We start from the raw sequence: 15,599 nt of genomic DNA on the forward strand, positions 1-15,599 counted from the left end.
CCGCCGGGCGGACCCGCGGTCTACGATCCCGGGGTGAAACGGGAGGCCATTTCCCTGGGCAGTGAATCCAGCAGGGCACGCCGCTGCCGGGGTTCCAACCTGCCCAGGACACGGGCTCCTTCCTGCGTTCCCAGCCGTTCCAGCATCCGGGCCGCTCCACGACTGGGCAGGTGACGCAGGGTCGAGGCCAGCAGGTCCAGATCTTCGTCGGCCAGCACGCGTACACGCGCCGGTGTGGTATCCACCGCCTCGGGCAGGCGACGGGCCGCGCCGCGTCCCAGACTGTCTTCCCGCGTCTGCTGCTCGCGCCGTGCGCTCAGCCGTTCCTGCACACGCTGGGCGATCTCGCGGTGCAGCGAATCGGCCAGCAGGGAATCACGACGCATGTGCGCCAGACTGTCCGCCGGTTGACGCAGGCGCGCCAGAGGTTCCTCGAAGCGCGTGCGGAAATCCTCTCGGTACCACCAGTACCCGGCCGCGGCCAACGCGCCCGCGAGCAGAAAGGCCAACAGGGCGGGCAACACGCTGCCCCGGCTGCCGCCGTCAGGTTCAGCGCTGCTCATGGTCTTCCCCGGGTGTGGCCCGCTTGCGGCGCCACCAGAGCCTGCCACCGGTTTCATCCAGTTCGCCCTGCTCGAGGCGCTTTTCCTCGAAGGCGCGGTCTTCCTGCCAGTTCTCCTCCAGCCGGTCGAGCACACGACGCTCCTTGAGCGCCTCCAGCAACCGCTCGCGCGCCACCCGCAGCCGTGGTTCCAGCTCCACCAGACGGCGATTGCGCAGGGCCAGCACACTCTCCTGACGGGTGAGATACCCCGACAGCAGGGACCAGCGTGAGACCTGAAGCCCCTGCTCCAGCTCCTGTCCCAGTTGTTCACGTGCCTCTTCCAGATGCCCGCGTGCCTCTTCCAGTGCCTGGATCCGCAAGCGCTGCTCGCCCAGTTCGCGGGCCAGTTCCTGGCGTCTGCGTTCTTCCAGGCGGGTTTTCAGGGCCTGCAGCCGGGCCAGTCGGAAACGAGTGGAACTCATGCCAGGGCCGCTTCCAGTTGCTCGAGCGTCGTCTCGAACCCACAACCGTCGGCGACGGCCTGGGCCAGAAAGGCCTCGATGCGGGGCATGCGGGCCAGCGCGCCATCGATCTCGGCGCTGCTGCCTTTCTGGTAGGCGCCCACCTGCACCAGATCGAGGGCATCCTCGTGTACGGCCAGATCCTTCAGCAGCTTGCGCGCCAGTTGCTTCTGCGTGTGTGAGGCCAGCACACTCATCAGGCGGCTGATGCTGGCCAGACAATCGATTGCCGGATAGCGGCCGCGGTCGGCCAGCTTGCGCGAGAGCACGATGTGCCCGTCGAGAATGCTGCGTGCGGCATCGGCAATCGGATCCATCAGGTCATCGCCATCCACGAGCACCGTGTAGAAGGCCGTGATGCTGCCCGCATCGGAGGTGCCCGCCCGTTCCAGCAGGGTTGGCAGGAGAGTGAATACCGAGGGTGTATACCCCTTGCTGGTGGGGGGTTCGCCCGCCGAGAGGCCGATCTCGCGCTGGGCCATGGCCACCCGGGTCAGGCTGTCCATCATCAGCAGCACGTCCAGACCCCGGTCGCGGAAACTCTCGGCCACCGCGGTGGCCAGCAGGGCCGCCCGCTTCTTCTGGAGGGGCGAGCGGTCGCTGGTGACCGCAATCACCACCGAGCGCGCCAGGCCCTCGGGACCCAGTTCTTCCTCAATGAACTCCCGCACCTCGCGCCCGCGCTCGCCCACCAGGGCGATCACGCTCAGGTCGGCGTTCGTGTTGCGCGCGATCATGCCCAGCAGGGTGGACTTGCCCACACCCGAGCCAGCGAAGATGCCCACGCGCTGCCCGCGTCCGCAGGTCAGCAGGCCGTCGATGGCCCGCACACCCGTGGTCAGGCGTTCGCGGATCCGGGGCCGGGCCAGCGGCGAGGGCGGTTCCCGATGCAGGGGGGCCTGGCCATTGACCAGCAGCGGCCCCAGCCCGTCGATGGGACGGCCCAGCTCGTCGATCACGCGGCCCCGCAATCCGTCGCCACAGGGCACGGTCGGACTCTGGGGACTCAGGCGCACCCGGTCCCCCGGGGTGATGCCCGTCAGTTCGCCCAGCGGCATCAGCAGAGTGGTGGCCCCTCGAAAGCCCACGATCTCGGCCTGCATGTCCTGGCGTCCCGCGCGCGAGCATTCGATGCGGCAGGAATCTCCCAGCGACCCGGCAGGACCGCGGCTCTCCACCAGGATGCCCGTGACGCGGTCGACGATGCCATGCACGGGCCAGGGTGCCCGCAGGGTCGCGCGGCTCAGCAGACGTGTGCTGGTGGCGGCGTTCATGGCTGCTCTCCCGAGGGGGGCAGCTGGGGCAGCTGGGGCAGCTCGGCTTCGCTCAGCTCTTCGGCGTCCAGCGCTTCCAGCAGCACCTGCTCCAGTTCCTCCAGCATCTCGCCGGGCACGGCTTCCACCAGGCCACGAGCCAGTTCCAGACGGCAACTGCCCCGAGGCACTTCGGGGCTGGCCAACCATTCGATGCGCCCGCCCAGATCCCGCTGCAGGGCCGCCAGACCTTCGTCCTTGAGCAGCAGCTGGCGATCTTCGGGATGCAGGCGGAAACGGTAAGTGCTCTCGCCCACCCAGTAGTCCAGCAGGCGGCGGATCTGGCCCTTGAGCGCCTCTCCGGGCAAGCCGGGTTCGCGGCCCAGCACGCGCCCGGCCATCCAGCGGGCGAAGCGCAGCAGTTCGCGATCGGCATCACGCTGCTGATGGCGACCGCGCTCGCGCATTTCCGCCTCCAGGGTCTGCAGCAGAGTGAACTGGGCCAGCAGTTCCTGGCGGGCTTCCGCGCGCCCCGACTCGCGTCCCTGCTCGAAGGATGAATCCTGAGCGGACTTGAGATCGTTGGAGAATTCCCCATAAAGGTCAACGATTTGCGAACGAAGGGCATCGCGCTCGGCCTGCAGGCTGGCGATGCGTCGACGGTACACCAGCAGGGCGATGTCCTCGCGACGCCGCCGCTCGTCGCGCTGGCTGAAGTCGGCCTGTTCCTGACGGTTGGCGGTGTCCAGCCAGACAGGGGAGCCGGCAATCGTCTGTTCGGATGAGAGCAGGGGTGTCGTCATGGATCAGACCATCATGTCGCTGCCACCGGAGTCGCCCAGTGTCAGCTGACCTTCTTCTTCCATGCGCCTCACCACCTCGATGATGCGCTGCTGCACTTCCTCCACCTCCCGCAGGCGCACCGGCGGCATGTATTCCAGTTCTTCGCGGATCATTTCCGCCGCACGGCTCGAGATGTTGCTGAGCAGCTTGTTGCCCAGTTCGTTCGAGCAGGCCTTGAGGGCCATGGTCAGATCCTTGTTGTCCACTTCCTTGAGCAGCTTCTGGATGCTGCGGTCGTCCAGGCTGATCAGGTCCTCGAAGGTGAACATCAGGTTCTTGATCTCGCTGGAGAGGCTCGGGTCCACCTGCGACAGGCCGGCCAGCACGGTCTTTTCCACCGTGTTGCCCGAGTAGTTCAGAATCTCGGCGGCGGCCTTGACACCACCCAGCTTGCTGGCGGCCTTGCTGAAGTCGATGTTGCGTTCCAGCACGCGCTCGACGCTCTGGATGGTGTCGGGGCTGACGCGCTCCATGCGGGCGAAACGCAGCACCACTTCCTGCTGCACCTCGGCCGGCAGGTTGCTGAGAATGTCCGCCGCCTGGGTGGGGGCCAGCTGGGTCATCACCAGGGCGATGGTCTGGGGGTGTTCGCGCTGCAGGAAACTGAGCAGCTGGGACGGATCCACATCCTTCAAGACATTGAACCCCTTGATCTGCAGGCTGGCCTTGACACGCTTGATGACTTCGATCGCGCGGGTTTCGCCCAGGGCCTCCTGCAGGACCGACTGGGCGTAGCTGATGCCACCTTCGGAAATGAAATCGGTGGCCATGACCATGTCGTGAAAGTCCAGCAGCGATGAATTGAGCACTTCCACGCGCACGTTGCTGAGCTGGATGATCTGGGAGACGATGGCCTCCACGTCGGAATTGTCGAGAAACTTCAGGATCTCACTCGCCGCCTCGGTGCCGACGGTGATCATGAAGGCGGCCACCCGCTGCAGGGAGGTCAGCGACTCGTACTCTTCCTGGACATTGCGTTCAATCGTCATCTCTCAGTTCCCCAACCAGGCTTTGACAAGTTTGGCCGCTTCTTCAGGGTGATTCTTGCAGTAGCCCACGACCTTGGCATGCAGCTTGAGGCGCTTGCGCTGCTCGGGCGAGCGTCCGGCCTCGGCATCCATCAGCAGGGTGCTGTCGTCCACCTCGGCCTCGGGCTCTTCGAGACCTTCCTCGGTCATGATCAGGCTGCGCTTCTCGTCGAAGGCCTGGCTGATGGTGTGGTTGATCCTGGCCAGGGTGCTGCGCAGGACGCTCAGGAAAATCAGGATGCCCGCCAGGAAGAGCACCTTGCGCAGAATGTCCAGCCAGACATCCTGGGTCTTCAGCTGCCGCAGCAACGTGTTCTCGGTTTCTTCCTGGGTCGAGTCGAAGGCGATGTTCTGCGCCACGATCTGGTCACCACGCCGATCGTCAAAGCCCACGGCGGTCTTGACGATCTGTTCCAGCTTCTGCATTTCCTCGGGCGTGCGGGGCACATAGGTGGTTTCGCCCTCGCCACCGGGCACGTAGTTGCCGTCCACGACCAGCGAGATGCTCAGCCGGCGGATGGCCCCGTACTCGCCCTTGAGGTGTTCGAGAATCTCGTTGACCTCGTAGTTGGTCACCGAATTCTCCTGGGCCGTCTGCGAGGTGTCCTGGGCGCTCGAGGACTCTTCCTGGCGCTCCTGGCTGCGCACCACCTGATTCTGGGGATCGAAGGTGCGACTGGTCTTTTCCAGCACGGTGAAGTCCAGCTCGGAGGACACGCGCACCACCGAATGCCCCTTGCCCAGCACCTGATCCAGCAGGTCCTGGGCGGCCTTGGAGAGGTAATTGTCCTTGCGCCGGGTCAGCTCGAGCTGCTTGTTGGTTTCGCCGAAGGCTCCTTCCGACTCGGTGCTGGCCTCGGTGAGCAGGCGACCCGCGCCATCCACGACCGTGACCCGACCGGGGTGCAGGCCTTCGACGCTGGAGGCGACCAGGGCCACCACGCCTTCCACTTCGGCACGGGGCACGTTGCGATTGGGGTCGGTGATCACCGTGACACTGGCGGTCACGGGAATCTCCTCGTCGCTGAACAGGCTGGGCTTGGGAGTGACCACGTGCACGGTGGCCCGAGTGACCCAGTCCAGCTCGGAGATCGTGCGCGCCAGCTCTCCTTCGAGAGCGCGTTTCTCCATCATCGCCATTTCCCGGTCGCTGATGCCCAGACGCTGCTTGTCCAGCAGATCGTAACCGGGAGTGCGTGCCACCGGTCCGCCCTTGGCGGCCAGCTTGACCCGCACACGGTAGAGATCCGCCCGATGGACCTCGATGGCCGTGCCACCCTTGGTCAGGCGGTTGGGCACGGTCTGGGCCTCGAGCTCGTCGATCACGCGGGCCGACTCGACCTCGCTGAGACCGGAATAGAGCACGGCCCAGTCGGGCCGGGTGGCCCAGTGCAGCAGGCCACCCGCCAGCAGCAGGGCCAGCAGTCCGCCTCCGCCGACCAGCAGCAGCTGGCGGCGCCCCACGCGACGCGCGTACTCGATGAGGGGACCGAAGGTCTGGTTGAACCACTCGGGCATGGACGGCTCCTAGATCTGCATCCGCATGATTTCCTTGTACCCGTCCAGCAGCTTGTTGCGCACTTCCACCAGGAAGCTGAAGCTGGTGCGCGCCTTCTGCAGGGCCAGCATGGCGTCGTGCACGTGTTCCACCTCGCCGGCCATGAACCGCAGGGCCATGTCGTTGGCGCTCACCTGCTGTTCGTTGACTCCGTGCACCACATCCTTCAGTGTGTCACCGAAGCTGGGGCCATTGCCCGGACCCGTATCGCGCAGGCGCGGCAGGCCCTGGGTCTCAAGCCCGCCCGAACTGGCGCGGATCCGTTCCAGGGGTGATACCATGGCCATCTCAGATCTCCAGGGATTTGGCGGCGATGTCCTTGGCGGCCTTCATTGCGGTCAGGTTGGCTTCCCAGGCCCGCGACGCGAGCACCAGGTTGGTCATCTCCTCCACCACGTTGATGTCCGGATAGGCCACGTAGCCGTTCTCGTCCGCGTCCGGGTGATCCGGATCGTATTCCAGCCGCGGACGCCGGTTCTGGACTTCGACGCGTTCGCTCACACCGCGCAGCTCGCGCTCGGAATCCGCGATCCGGTCGCCCGACAGATGCCCGGGATGGGTCGCCTGCAGACGGCCGCGCACTCCCTCGGGAAATCCGATCGGCTCGGGGTTCTCTTCCATCACCACGATCCTGGGCTGGTAGGGTCCGCCATTGGCACCGCGGGTGGTGGTGGCGTTGGCCAGGTTCTCACTGATCGCGTCCATCCGGCGCCGCTGGGCACTCAGGCCGCTGCGGCTGATGTTCAGGCTGTGGAACACGGTGGGATCGGCCGGGCTGGTCTTCATGGCGCGGGCTCCTAACGTGTGCCACGGATGGCCAGTTGCAGGGTGTCGAAGGACCCCCGCACCAGCCGCGTGGTGTAGTTGAAGGTCAGCAGGGCCCGGGAGAGCTCGGTCATTTCCCGGTCGATGTCCACGTTGTTGTGTCCGTTCCAGTAGTCCTGCGCGGAATCGATCTCGAGCTCGGCGTCCACCTCGGCCAGTTCACCGGGCTTGGGCAGGTGATCGGGATGGGTCCGGATCAGGCCGTCCGAATCGGTGCCCAGGGCTTCCTTGAGCTGATCCTCGAAGCTGACGGTGCGCCGCTCGTAGCCATCGGTTTCCGCATTGGCCACGTTGTTGGCGATGGCTTTCTGGCGCAGGGCGTAGGCATCCAGCCCTTTCCCGGCCAGGGGAATCACGGTACGGTCGAACAGCAGGCGTTCAGTGGTGCTCATGGGACATTCCTTGGCTGTATCGTGCGTGCCCCCACGGACTGTGTCTGGGCAGGGACGGACTGCCGGGGCTTCAAGCAATTGCCGTGCCATGCAGGTGAAATCGTCCAGGCTCTTGTAAACAAAGGGGTTCAGTTCCAAACTGCGGAAGTTTTGAACTGGAGGAACGGGGCCGGAATTGCCACCGGATTCCCGGGGAGGGGAAAATTTCGCCCCACTCGCGGGAGTGGGCGGACTTGCCAAAAACACTACCTTTGCCCGTCGCTGACCGGCCTTCCTGCCGGAATGACTCTGCACCACATCTCGAAAGGATCCTGACATGCGTGTCGTGCCACGTTTGATCGCTCTGCTCAGCCTCGCCGTGGTTCTGGGAGGATGTGTGGCGGGCCAGCAACTCATGCAGGCGATGGCGCAGGAGATGCAACGCCAGAACATGGGGCAGGAACTGGGGGTGCATCAGCCCGGCAAGACGGCGACGGCCCTGAATGCGGCCAAGCCCGACAGTGCGTCGGCCGAGCTCGATTCGCTGTTCAAGCTGATCTCGCAGGATGTGGGCATCAATCCCGACGAAGGCCATGTGCAGAAGCTGATCTGGCGCACCCGCGTGATCCGGATGAACGCCGAGACCGCACGCCAGGCGATCCAGAACTGTCGGACGGAGATCTTCAACATCGCGGCCAACACCGAGCAGCTCCGTGCTCTCAAGGAGATGGACGCACAGATCGACACCGCGCAAGGTGCGGCCAAGGACGAGCTGATCGCCGCGCGCAAGCGCTACGAGGAAGCCGCCATCGATTCGGCCCGCAACGACGGCAGCCTCGAGCAGAAGCGTCTGGGCACCGACCAGGCGGCTCGCGTGGGCCTGCTGCTGTACAACCTGGGCGTGGCGGGCATCTGCGACAATCTGGCCCTGCGCCACCTGCCCAACATTGACAACGACTTCAAGGAAGTGAAGGCCGACCTCTTCGATCGCGGCGGCTCCAACGCCCTCTGGGCGGGCATGAGCCTGGGTGTGTACGCCAAGGAATTCCTCGCCATCCCGGGCGACCTGATCCACTTCGGCATCGAATTGCCCAAGCAGCTCTTCGCGATCGGCAATCTGGTGGGCACCATTGGCGTGCTCAAGAAGAACAACCAGATCGAGGAACGGGAAGCCAAGCCCGGCGACAGTTTCCAGTCGCTTGAAGAGTTCTGAGCACTCCATGATCCCGCAATGAAAACCGCGGCCGGGGGCATGCCCCTCGGCCGCGGTTCTGCATGCATGGCGTGTGTCTCCAGTGGAGCCGGTCGGCGGAGCCCCCCGGACTCCCGTGTGCTAGCGAAGCAGGGTGATTCTCCGGGAGAGGCTGCGGCCTTCGTGCTCCAGAAGCAGCAGGTAACTGCCGCTGGCCGCGGGCGCCCCGCCGGCAGTCCGTCCGTTCCAGACCAGCGAGTGCATGCCAGCTGGCTGTGCGCTGTCGAGCAACTGGACCGTCCTGCGTCCCTGCAGGTCGTACACGGCCAGACTCACATGACCGGCCGCGGCGGTGCGGAACGCGATCCGGGTCTCGGGATTGAAGGGGTTGGGCCAGTTGGGCAGCAGCTCCAACCCACCGGGAGTGGTGACCGGGGGCTCCTCCACACCCGTGCCGGCCATCACCAGCACACTTCCGTTGCTGCGGCGCACCACGGGATAGCCCTCGTCGAACAGCGCCTCACTCAGTTGCAGACTCAGGGTCTGGCCGGGAATCGCTTCGGGGTCCAGTTCGCAGACGAACCAGATCAGGGGCAGGCCCGCCGTGTCGGGAATCTGGCCCGAGACCGAGAAGGCCGCACTCAGCGAGTCCCCGAAGAAGGCCGTGTCGCCCAGATTCTCGCAGAGACTGTTCTCGGTGACCACGCCCGTGATGTTCAGCACTCCGGCGGTCCAGCTCAGGGCGCACTCGAAGGACTGCACGCTCAGGCCCACCAGGCTGTCGCAGTGCAGGGGCACCAGCGCGCTGCCGCCCTGGGCCACTTCCACGGACGTGCCCAGCCGGAGATCCAGATCCACCACCTGCCAGAAACCGGTCTCGGCGGTCTGCCCCAGCTCGTCAATGCCGGAGATCCTGGTCTGCCCTCCGCTGAGCGCGTGAAACACACCACCGGCATCCACGATGCCCACCAGCGGGTCGCTGCTGCTCCAGCTGATCGCGCCGTTGGGGGTACCCGTCACGCTCACGGTCTGCGATTCTCCGCGCTTCAAGGTGGGACTCAGAGGTCCCAGCGTGTACGTGCCGGTGGCCGCCAGATTCACGGTGCCATTGCTGCGCAGCACGCTGTTGTTCTCGTCCAGGCTGGCCTGGTCCAGGGTCACGGCGTTGAAGAGCGAGCTGCCCGGGGTGCTGTGAAGTCGCAGAATCAGCAGCGTCCCCTCGCCATTGAGCACGCTGGCATCGGCTCCGACCACGGTGATCAGGTTGCCATTCTGCACGGCCTGCAGGCCCGCCCAGTTCTCGCAGAGGGTGCCCGCCGTCTCCACACCCAGCAGACTCAGCCGGTTCGAGCCCAGATTCACGGTGCACTGCAGACTGTTGAAACCGCGGGAGTCGGGATTGTCGAGCATCAGCTGCAATTCAAGGTCGCTGCCCGCGGTGCCCGTCAGATCGACCACCGAGATCCCATGACTGTAGACCGTGATCAGCTGGCTCTGGCCGTGTGATCCGGCACCATCATCCAGCAGGACCCGGGTCTGGCCCTGGCCGCCCGCAGTGAACACCCCGCCGGCATCCACGCTGCCAACGCCAGGATTGAGGCTGCTCCAGACCAGAGGTGGCACGGCGGCCACGCAGGTGTAGGGCACCGTGTCCCCAATCAGCAGGTTCTGCACTACGTTGGGTTGCAGGGTCAGCACCGGGGGTGGCGAATGGGTCAGGTACCCCTGATCCAGTCCGACCGAGGGTCCGCCCTCGTTGATGATCACGTTGGACATGCTGGACCAGCCAGTGCCCGAGATCAGCGCACGCACTTCCACCAGAACACCGGTTCCGCTGAGCACGTTGCTCGAGGACGCTGCCAGTTGCAGCAGATTGCCATTCGTGGACACGCTCAGGTCCGCGCCTTGCTGGTTCAGCATGCCACTGACCGGGTCGACACCCAGGGCGGTCCAGTTGCCGGGCAGAGCCAGCTCCAGTTCCAGCGCCAGAGCGGCGTCCGTCACCGGAATGCTGGCGAGAATCGGGATCAGCACTTCCGTGCCGGTGGGCACCGCGAAGGTCTGGTCTTCTATGGTCAGGCTGGCGGCCCTGCCCACAAGGGGCAGGACCAGCAGCAGGCCGAGCAGGGTTCGCATGAGTCGTTCTCCCTGGCTTGTCATTTGAGCAGGGTCATGCGCAGGGTCCCGTGGACCGTGGCTGACTCAAGACTCAGGATGTACACGCCCGACGCCACTCCCAGACCGGCCTGGTTGGTTCCGTCCCAGCGCAGTTCGTGGTGCCCGGCGGGCAGCGGCCCCTGGTGCAGCGAGCGCACACGCTGACCGGCGATGTTGTACACCGTCAGGCTCAGGTTCTGGGCCTGGGGCAGGTCAAAGGCGATATGAGTGGCCGGGTTGAAGGGGTTGGGCCAGTTGGGATACAGCTTGAAGCTGGCGGGCAGCTCGCTGGCCACCTCCGTGCTCGCTCCCAGGGTATGACCGTTGACCCAGGCACCTTCCAGTTCCAGCAGCGACTCGACGGGCTGGGCACCCAGGACGTGCACCTGCAGCTGCAGGGCCTCTTCCAGCGGACTCAGGGTGGCCAGGGCCACGCGCAGCTCGCCCGCTTCGCTGTGCCAGCGCAGGGTCACACCGGGCTGGCTGCAGCTCACGTCCACGATCTCCAGCGCCGTGTCGTCAATGCTCCAGTGAGCTTCGAATCCCTTGAGCGTGTTCTCTCCCGTCAGCTGCAGCTCCAGCACCCAGCCATCGCCTTCGGGACGGGCCTGGGCATCCAGTTCGGTGTCCGGATCGAAGGGCTCTTCCGGGGTGGCCGAGAGCTCGCCGGGGAAGGTGGTGAGGCTGCCCACCACATACTGCAGGATGTAGGCCGGGTCCACCGCGTCCACCACACCGTCACCGGTCACATCGGCCACCGCCAGCTGCAGCGGGGTCAGGACGATGCCACCCACCAGATGGCTCAGCACCAGACTGGCGTCGTAGGCATGGATCTCGCCGTTCAGGCTCACGTCACCCAGGCGGGGCAACTGCAGTACGGTGGTCCAGGGCTCGTAGTCCACATAGTCGGAGACGACGTCGCCCAGTCCGCCGGGATTGTAGAAGCCACCGTTGCCGGTGTCATCGCTGGCGTCCAGCGGTCCGCTGCTGTCGCCCCACCAGTTGTTCTCGGCCACCACGGTGATCGAGGTGTTGGTGTTCTTCACCCCGTAGTACAGGTTGTTGATGAAGTCGCAGCCGCTGATCACCGGGTTGCTGGCACCGCGGCAGGACACGCCGATGTTGCCGTCGGTGAAGGAGCAGTTGGTGATGCTGGGGCTGGCGCTGTTGGCGTCGATGGCGCCGTAGGTGTTGCCATAGCCCCAATAGCGGAACATGCACCAGTCGAAGTTGCAGAGCGCGTCCCAGGAATCGCTGTCCACGTAGATCGCGTTGTTCTGGCGCGAGGGCGAGGTGGCGTTGCCGTCGGTGTTGGTGTCGCCTCCGTAGTAGTCATCCGCGATGTGGGTGAAGATGATCTGCTGGTCGGGGTCGGATCCGCCAATGGCATTGATGCCCTTGTGCACCAGAATCGAGCGACCGTTGACGCCCTTGATCACGATGCCCGGCGCGATCGAGAGTTCGGCGCTGCTGCCCACGGTCAGGTTGTCTTCCAGCACGTAGACCAGGTTGGCGATGCCGTCGCTGGACTTCTGCACCATCGAGATGTTCTGGGCCAGGGTCTCGCCCTTGATGCCGATGCCCTGGTACCCATTGCCATAGCCGAAGACGGTGGACGAGTAGTCCACGTTGCTCACCAGCGACTGGTACACGGGGCTGTACTGGGAATTGTCAATGGTGACCGTGTTCATCACTGGCTGGCTGTTGCCGTCGAAGAACACTCCGTGCTGGCAATTGTCGAAGAGGCTGTTGTTGATGGTGGGCGAGGCACTGGTGCACTTGACGCCGGAATAGGCATGGCGGAACTCGCTGTTCTCGATCAGGCAGTTGGCGTCCACGCTGATGTCGGCGAACTGCACCCCATTCCAGTTGGTGTACAGGGGCGTGGTGGCCAGACCGTTGTCCTGGGTGTCCAGCGGGTTGCCCACCGTGTCATCGGCCAGTCCGACCAAGGTCACGCCGTCCATTGCCAGGCTGCCGTTGACCAGCACCGTTGCGCTGGCGCACTTGATCACCACGCCCGGATCGATGTCCAGGTGGGTGGTGGAATTGACAGTCAGCGTCCCGGAGAGGTAACGCGTGATGTTGGTGTAGCCACCAAAGTCCATGGGCTGCAGCACGGTGTTGACCGCGAGCGCCTCGGGATAGATCTCGACCGCCTGGACTTCCACGTTGAAGAACTGGTTGCCGCTGAAGGAAGGAGTGGACACCAGGGACATGCGTACCGGGCAGACATCCATGTTGACGAAGGTGTTGTCTTCCACGATCGGTGCCGCGGCGCCGATGATGTCCAGACCCCAGCGCCCGTTGGTGATTTCGCAGTTGCGGACTTCCGGCGAGGCCGAAAGGCAGCGGATCAGACCGTAGTACTGGCCCGCCCAGCCTCCATAGCGGACCACCGCGTGCTCCAGCACGCTGTTGTTGCCCGAGGACTCCTGGAATGTGATCCAGCCCCAGTTGGCGACGCTGGGCGAGGTGCCGCTGCCGTCTTCGTTGGTGTCGCCACCCACCGCATCGTCCAGCACCGAGGTCAGCACCACCCGGTTGTTGACCTGACCGAGCATGCTCAGGTCACCCAGCACGCTGATGTTGCCATAGGTCAGGAATTTGGCCACCACGCCTTCGTCCATGATCAGGTGGCCACTTTCCTGGATGATGAAGGTGGTCAGGAAGAGGTAGGTGAAGTTGTTCACTCCCGCCACGTTGCGCTGGGGCAGGGTGGCGGTCACGGTCAGAGGCTCGCTGATGATGCCCAGAGCGAAGTAGCCATTGTTGACGAAGGTGTTGTTGAAGGAAATCACCGGATTGGAGGTCACGGCCATGTAGATCGGTGTGCTCTGACTGCTCTGGATGGTGCAGTCGCTGATCGTGGGGGCACTGGTGCCGCGGATCGAGACTCCGAAATAGTTTGCCGTGAGAATGCTGTTGTCGATGGTCGGCGCCGAGTTCTCGCAGCGGATCGCGCCGTCGCTGCTGGTGCCACCGTAGGAGATCAGCGCATTGGAGATGTGGCAGTTGGGGTCATCGGCGGTGGCCCGGAAGTCGATGCTGCCCCAGTTGGAATAGCTCGGGCTGGTGGCGCTGCCGTCGTTGTTGGTGTCGGCCGGATCACCGTGGTTGTCGTCCTTGAGCGAGGTGATCACCACCGGGTCGGTGAGCGTGCCTACCGCTTCCAGGCTGCCGTCCACCAGAATGTCCACACCGGCGGCGCGCACCTTGAGCACCACGCCCGGATCAATGATCAGGTGGGTGCCGCTGTCGATGCGCAGGTCATCTTCCAGCAGATAGGTGATGTTGCCGTAACCGGCCAGGCTGCGCTGGAACAGGGTGCAGCTGGTGCCCAGATACTCGCCCAGGATTCCCAGACTGGTCCAGGCATTGTTGCTGTATACGATGTTGCTGAAGGTGGGCGTGGCCGCCACCGACATGGTGATCGGCGAACGGTCGTGGTTGCTGAAGGTGCAGTCGCTCACCACCGGGTTGCTGTTGCCGAAGATCATCAGGCCATGGTCGTTGTTGTCAAAGAAATCACAGTCGGCAATCGTGGGCGAGCTGTCGAAGAGGCCCACGGCCGCCCAGCGGTACATGCCGTCCAGATTCGTGTGCCAGTACCCTCCGGCGTAGCGGATGTTGAGATGGTCCAGCCCGCCGGTCGAGCTTGTATACGCGATCCCGCGCCAGTCTCCGGCTGCGGGCGAGGTGATGCTGCCGTCGTTGTTGGTGTCCGCCGGGTTGCCCCAGTTGTCGTCCTTGACGCTGGTGAAGGTCACCGGCTGGGCCAGCGTGCCATTGATGTTGAGAGTGCCGCTGTTGATCGAGAGGCCATAACTGGCGCTGGTGAACTTGACCACCACCCCGGGATCCACGGTCAGCGCGAGGCCGCTGGGCACGGTGATGTTGCCGGCCACCACGTAGGTCACATTGGGCACACTGGTGAAATTGCGCACGGGCAGGAACCCATTGGAACTGAGGGTCTCGGGAATGATCCCGATGGCGTCATAGCCATTGTTCGAGGTGCTGAAATCGTTGCCACTCATCACGGGCAGCGAGCTCAGGCTCATGTAGATCGGGGTGTTGGTGGCCACCGCGAAGTTGCAGTTGGTGATGTTGGGCGTCGAGACCCCGGTCATGTGCAGCGGATAGGTGCTGTTGCTGAACAGACAGTTGTCGAAACTGGGGCCGGCGTTCTCGGTGTAGATCGCCGAGGTGCCGAAACGCACGGTGGTGTATTCCATGGTGCAACCGGCATCGTTGGAGTCACCGTAATAGTAGATGCGCTGCCAGTTGGCGGCCGCGGGCGAGCTGGCGGGGCCGTCGCCGTTGGTATCACCCAGCACATTGTCGTCGCGGATGCTGGTGATCCAGTTGTTCTGCAGGGCCGTGCCGTTGCAGGCGAAACTGCCGTGTACATAGAGATAGGAAGAGATGGCCATCTTGAGCACGGTGCCCGCGGCCAGGCTGAGCGTGCGTCCCACCGGGATGGTCACGGAGCTGGCGAAATGATAGGCCACGTCGGTGTTGCTGTCCAGCTGGATGTCCTGGGACAGGATGCCGAAGTTGCAGTAGATCTGGGGATAATCGTTGTTCACCAGACCGTTGGTGCCGGTCAGGTTCAGAGTCATGGCCGAGGTGTTCAGCGAGAGTGGGTAGCGCGTGTTCTCCACGCTGCAGGTGTTCATGCTGAGGTTGCCACCCGTGCTGACGCTGATGCCGTCCCAGGCGGAATCGGAGATGGTGCAATGGTCCATGGTCAGTGTGTGCCCGGTGACGGCCACCTGGGCCACGCTGCTCAGGGAGCCGCCGTTGCGGATGCTGACATGGGCCAGCGAGCTGGAGAGCCCCGAACTGCGGAACTGGATTTCACGCCAGCTTCCCGCTCCACCGGTTCCATCGATGGTGATCGGGTCCACGGCGGTTCCGGCCGCCTGGATGCAGCCATCCACGAGCAGATAGTAGTTGCCGTCAACGATCAGCTCGACGCCGGGGTCGATCGTCAGGGTGTGTCCGGACGTGATCTGGGTGTTGCCCGTGATGTGCCAGGGTGATCCGGCCACGTCCAGCGTCAGGTCGCTGGCCACGGTTGTGGGCACGGAATCAGCCAGGGCCACCCGGCTCAGGGCCATCAGGCACAGGATGAACAAGGGTCTGCGCATGTCGAACTCCTTTATGGCGATGCTGGGATTGCTGCATGTGGTTCCCGCAGGAACGGCCCAAAGATTCACTTGAGGGGGCAGTCACGATGTGATACCGGACACCTTTGACAACTTAGGCAGAAAGCTGGGCCAGGCGTTCGCGCTGACTTCACCG

12 protein-coding genes are annotated in these 15,599 nt (G+C 64.5%); 1 reads left to right on the forward strand and 11 read right to left on the reverse strand.

Annotation, left to right across the window (positions count from 1 at the left end):
• Positions 1–20 precede the first annotated feature (20 nt).
• From H6678_13080 to flgB, 9 genes are read right to left on the reverse strand one after another with little or no spacing between them, the layout of a single operon-like run.
• Entirely contained in the window at positions 21–563 is a 543-nt protein-coding gene (locus tag H6678_13080) for a hypothetical protein (protein ID MCB9474728.1), read from the reverse strand.
• Positions 550–1,026 (reverse strand): flagellar export protein FliJ, encoded by a 477-nt coding sequence (fliJ, locus tag H6678_13085; protein MCB9474729.1) that lies wholly within the window; start codon positions 1,024–1,026, stop codon positions 550–552. The genes H6678_13080 and fliJ overlap by 14 nt, the downstream gene beginning before the upstream one ends.
• Entirely contained in the window at positions 1,023–2,339 is a 1,317-nt protein-coding gene (locus H6678_13090) for a FliI/YscN family ATPase (protein MCB9474730.1), read from the reverse strand. Before H6678_13090 ends, fliJ begins: the two co-directional genes overlap by 4 nt.
• Positions 2,336–3,121, reverse strand: a complete 786-nt coding sequence (locus tag H6678_13095; protein ID MCB9474731.1) for a hypothetical protein — start codon at positions 3,119–3,121, stop codon at positions 2,336–2,338. Before H6678_13095 ends, H6678_13090 begins: the two co-directional genes overlap by 4 nt.
• Positions 3,122–3,124: 3 nt before the next feature.
• Positions 3,125–4,150: a flagellar motor switch protein FliG gene (gene fliG / locus H6678_13100; protein MCB9474732.1), complete on the reverse strand. Its 1,026-nt coding sequence runs from the start codon at positions 4,148–4,150 to the stop codon at positions 3,125–3,127.
• A gap of 3 nt (positions 4,151–4,153) precedes the next feature.
• On the reverse strand, positions 4,154–5,707 hold the full coding sequence (gene fliF / locus H6678_13105) for a flagellar M-ring protein FliF (protein ID MCB9474733.1): 1,554 nt from the start codon (positions 5,705–5,707) through the stop codon (positions 4,154–4,156).
• A gap of 9 nt (positions 5,708–5,716) precedes the next feature.
• Positions 5,717–6,034: a flagellar hook-basal body complex protein FliE gene (gene fliE / locus H6678_13110; GenBank protein ID MCB9474734.1), complete on the reverse strand. Its 318-nt coding sequence runs from the start codon at positions 6,032–6,034 to the stop codon at positions 5,717–5,719.
• A gap of 1 nt (position 6,035) precedes the next feature.
• Positions 6,036–6,533: a flagellar basal body rod protein FlgC gene (gene flgC, locus H6678_13115; GenBank protein MCB9474735.1), complete on the reverse strand. Its 498-nt coding sequence runs from the start codon at positions 6,531–6,533 to the stop codon at positions 6,036–6,038.
• A gap of 11 nt (positions 6,534–6,544) precedes the next feature.
• Positions 6,545–6,964, reverse strand: coding sequence for a flagellar basal body rod protein FlgB (gene flgB, locus H6678_13120; GenBank protein MCB9474736.1), 420 nt, complete (start codon positions 6,962–6,964; stop codon positions 6,545–6,547).
• 316 nt (positions 6,965–7,280) lie between these two features.
• Between flgB and H6678_13125 the strand changes: the two genes are divergently transcribed.
• Entirely contained in the window at positions 7,281–8,156 is an 876-nt protein-coding gene (locus tag H6678_13125; protein ID MCB9474737.1) for a hypothetical protein, read from the forward strand.
• 120 nt (positions 8,157–8,276) lie between these two features.
• Here the strand turns inward: H6678_13125 and H6678_13130 are convergent, their stop codons facing one another.
• A complete protein-coding gene (locus H6678_13130) occupies positions 8,277–10,271 on the reverse strand; it encodes an Ig-like domain-containing protein (GenBank protein MCB9474738.1) in 1,995 nt (664 codons plus the stop codon).
• 20 nt (positions 10,272–10,291) lie between these two features.
• On the reverse strand, positions 10,292–15,445 hold the full coding sequence (locus tag H6678_13135) for a right-handed parallel beta-helix repeat-containing protein (protein MCB9474739.1): 5,154 nt from the start codon (positions 15,443–15,445) through the stop codon (positions 10,292–10,294).
• Between the last annotated feature and the right edge of the window lie 154 nt (positions 15,446–15,599).

This window comes from Candidatus Delongbacteria bacterium (assembly GCA_020634015.1).
Taxonomy (GTDB): Bacteria; CAIWAD01; CAIWAD01; order CAIWAD01; family CAIWAD01; genus JACKCN01.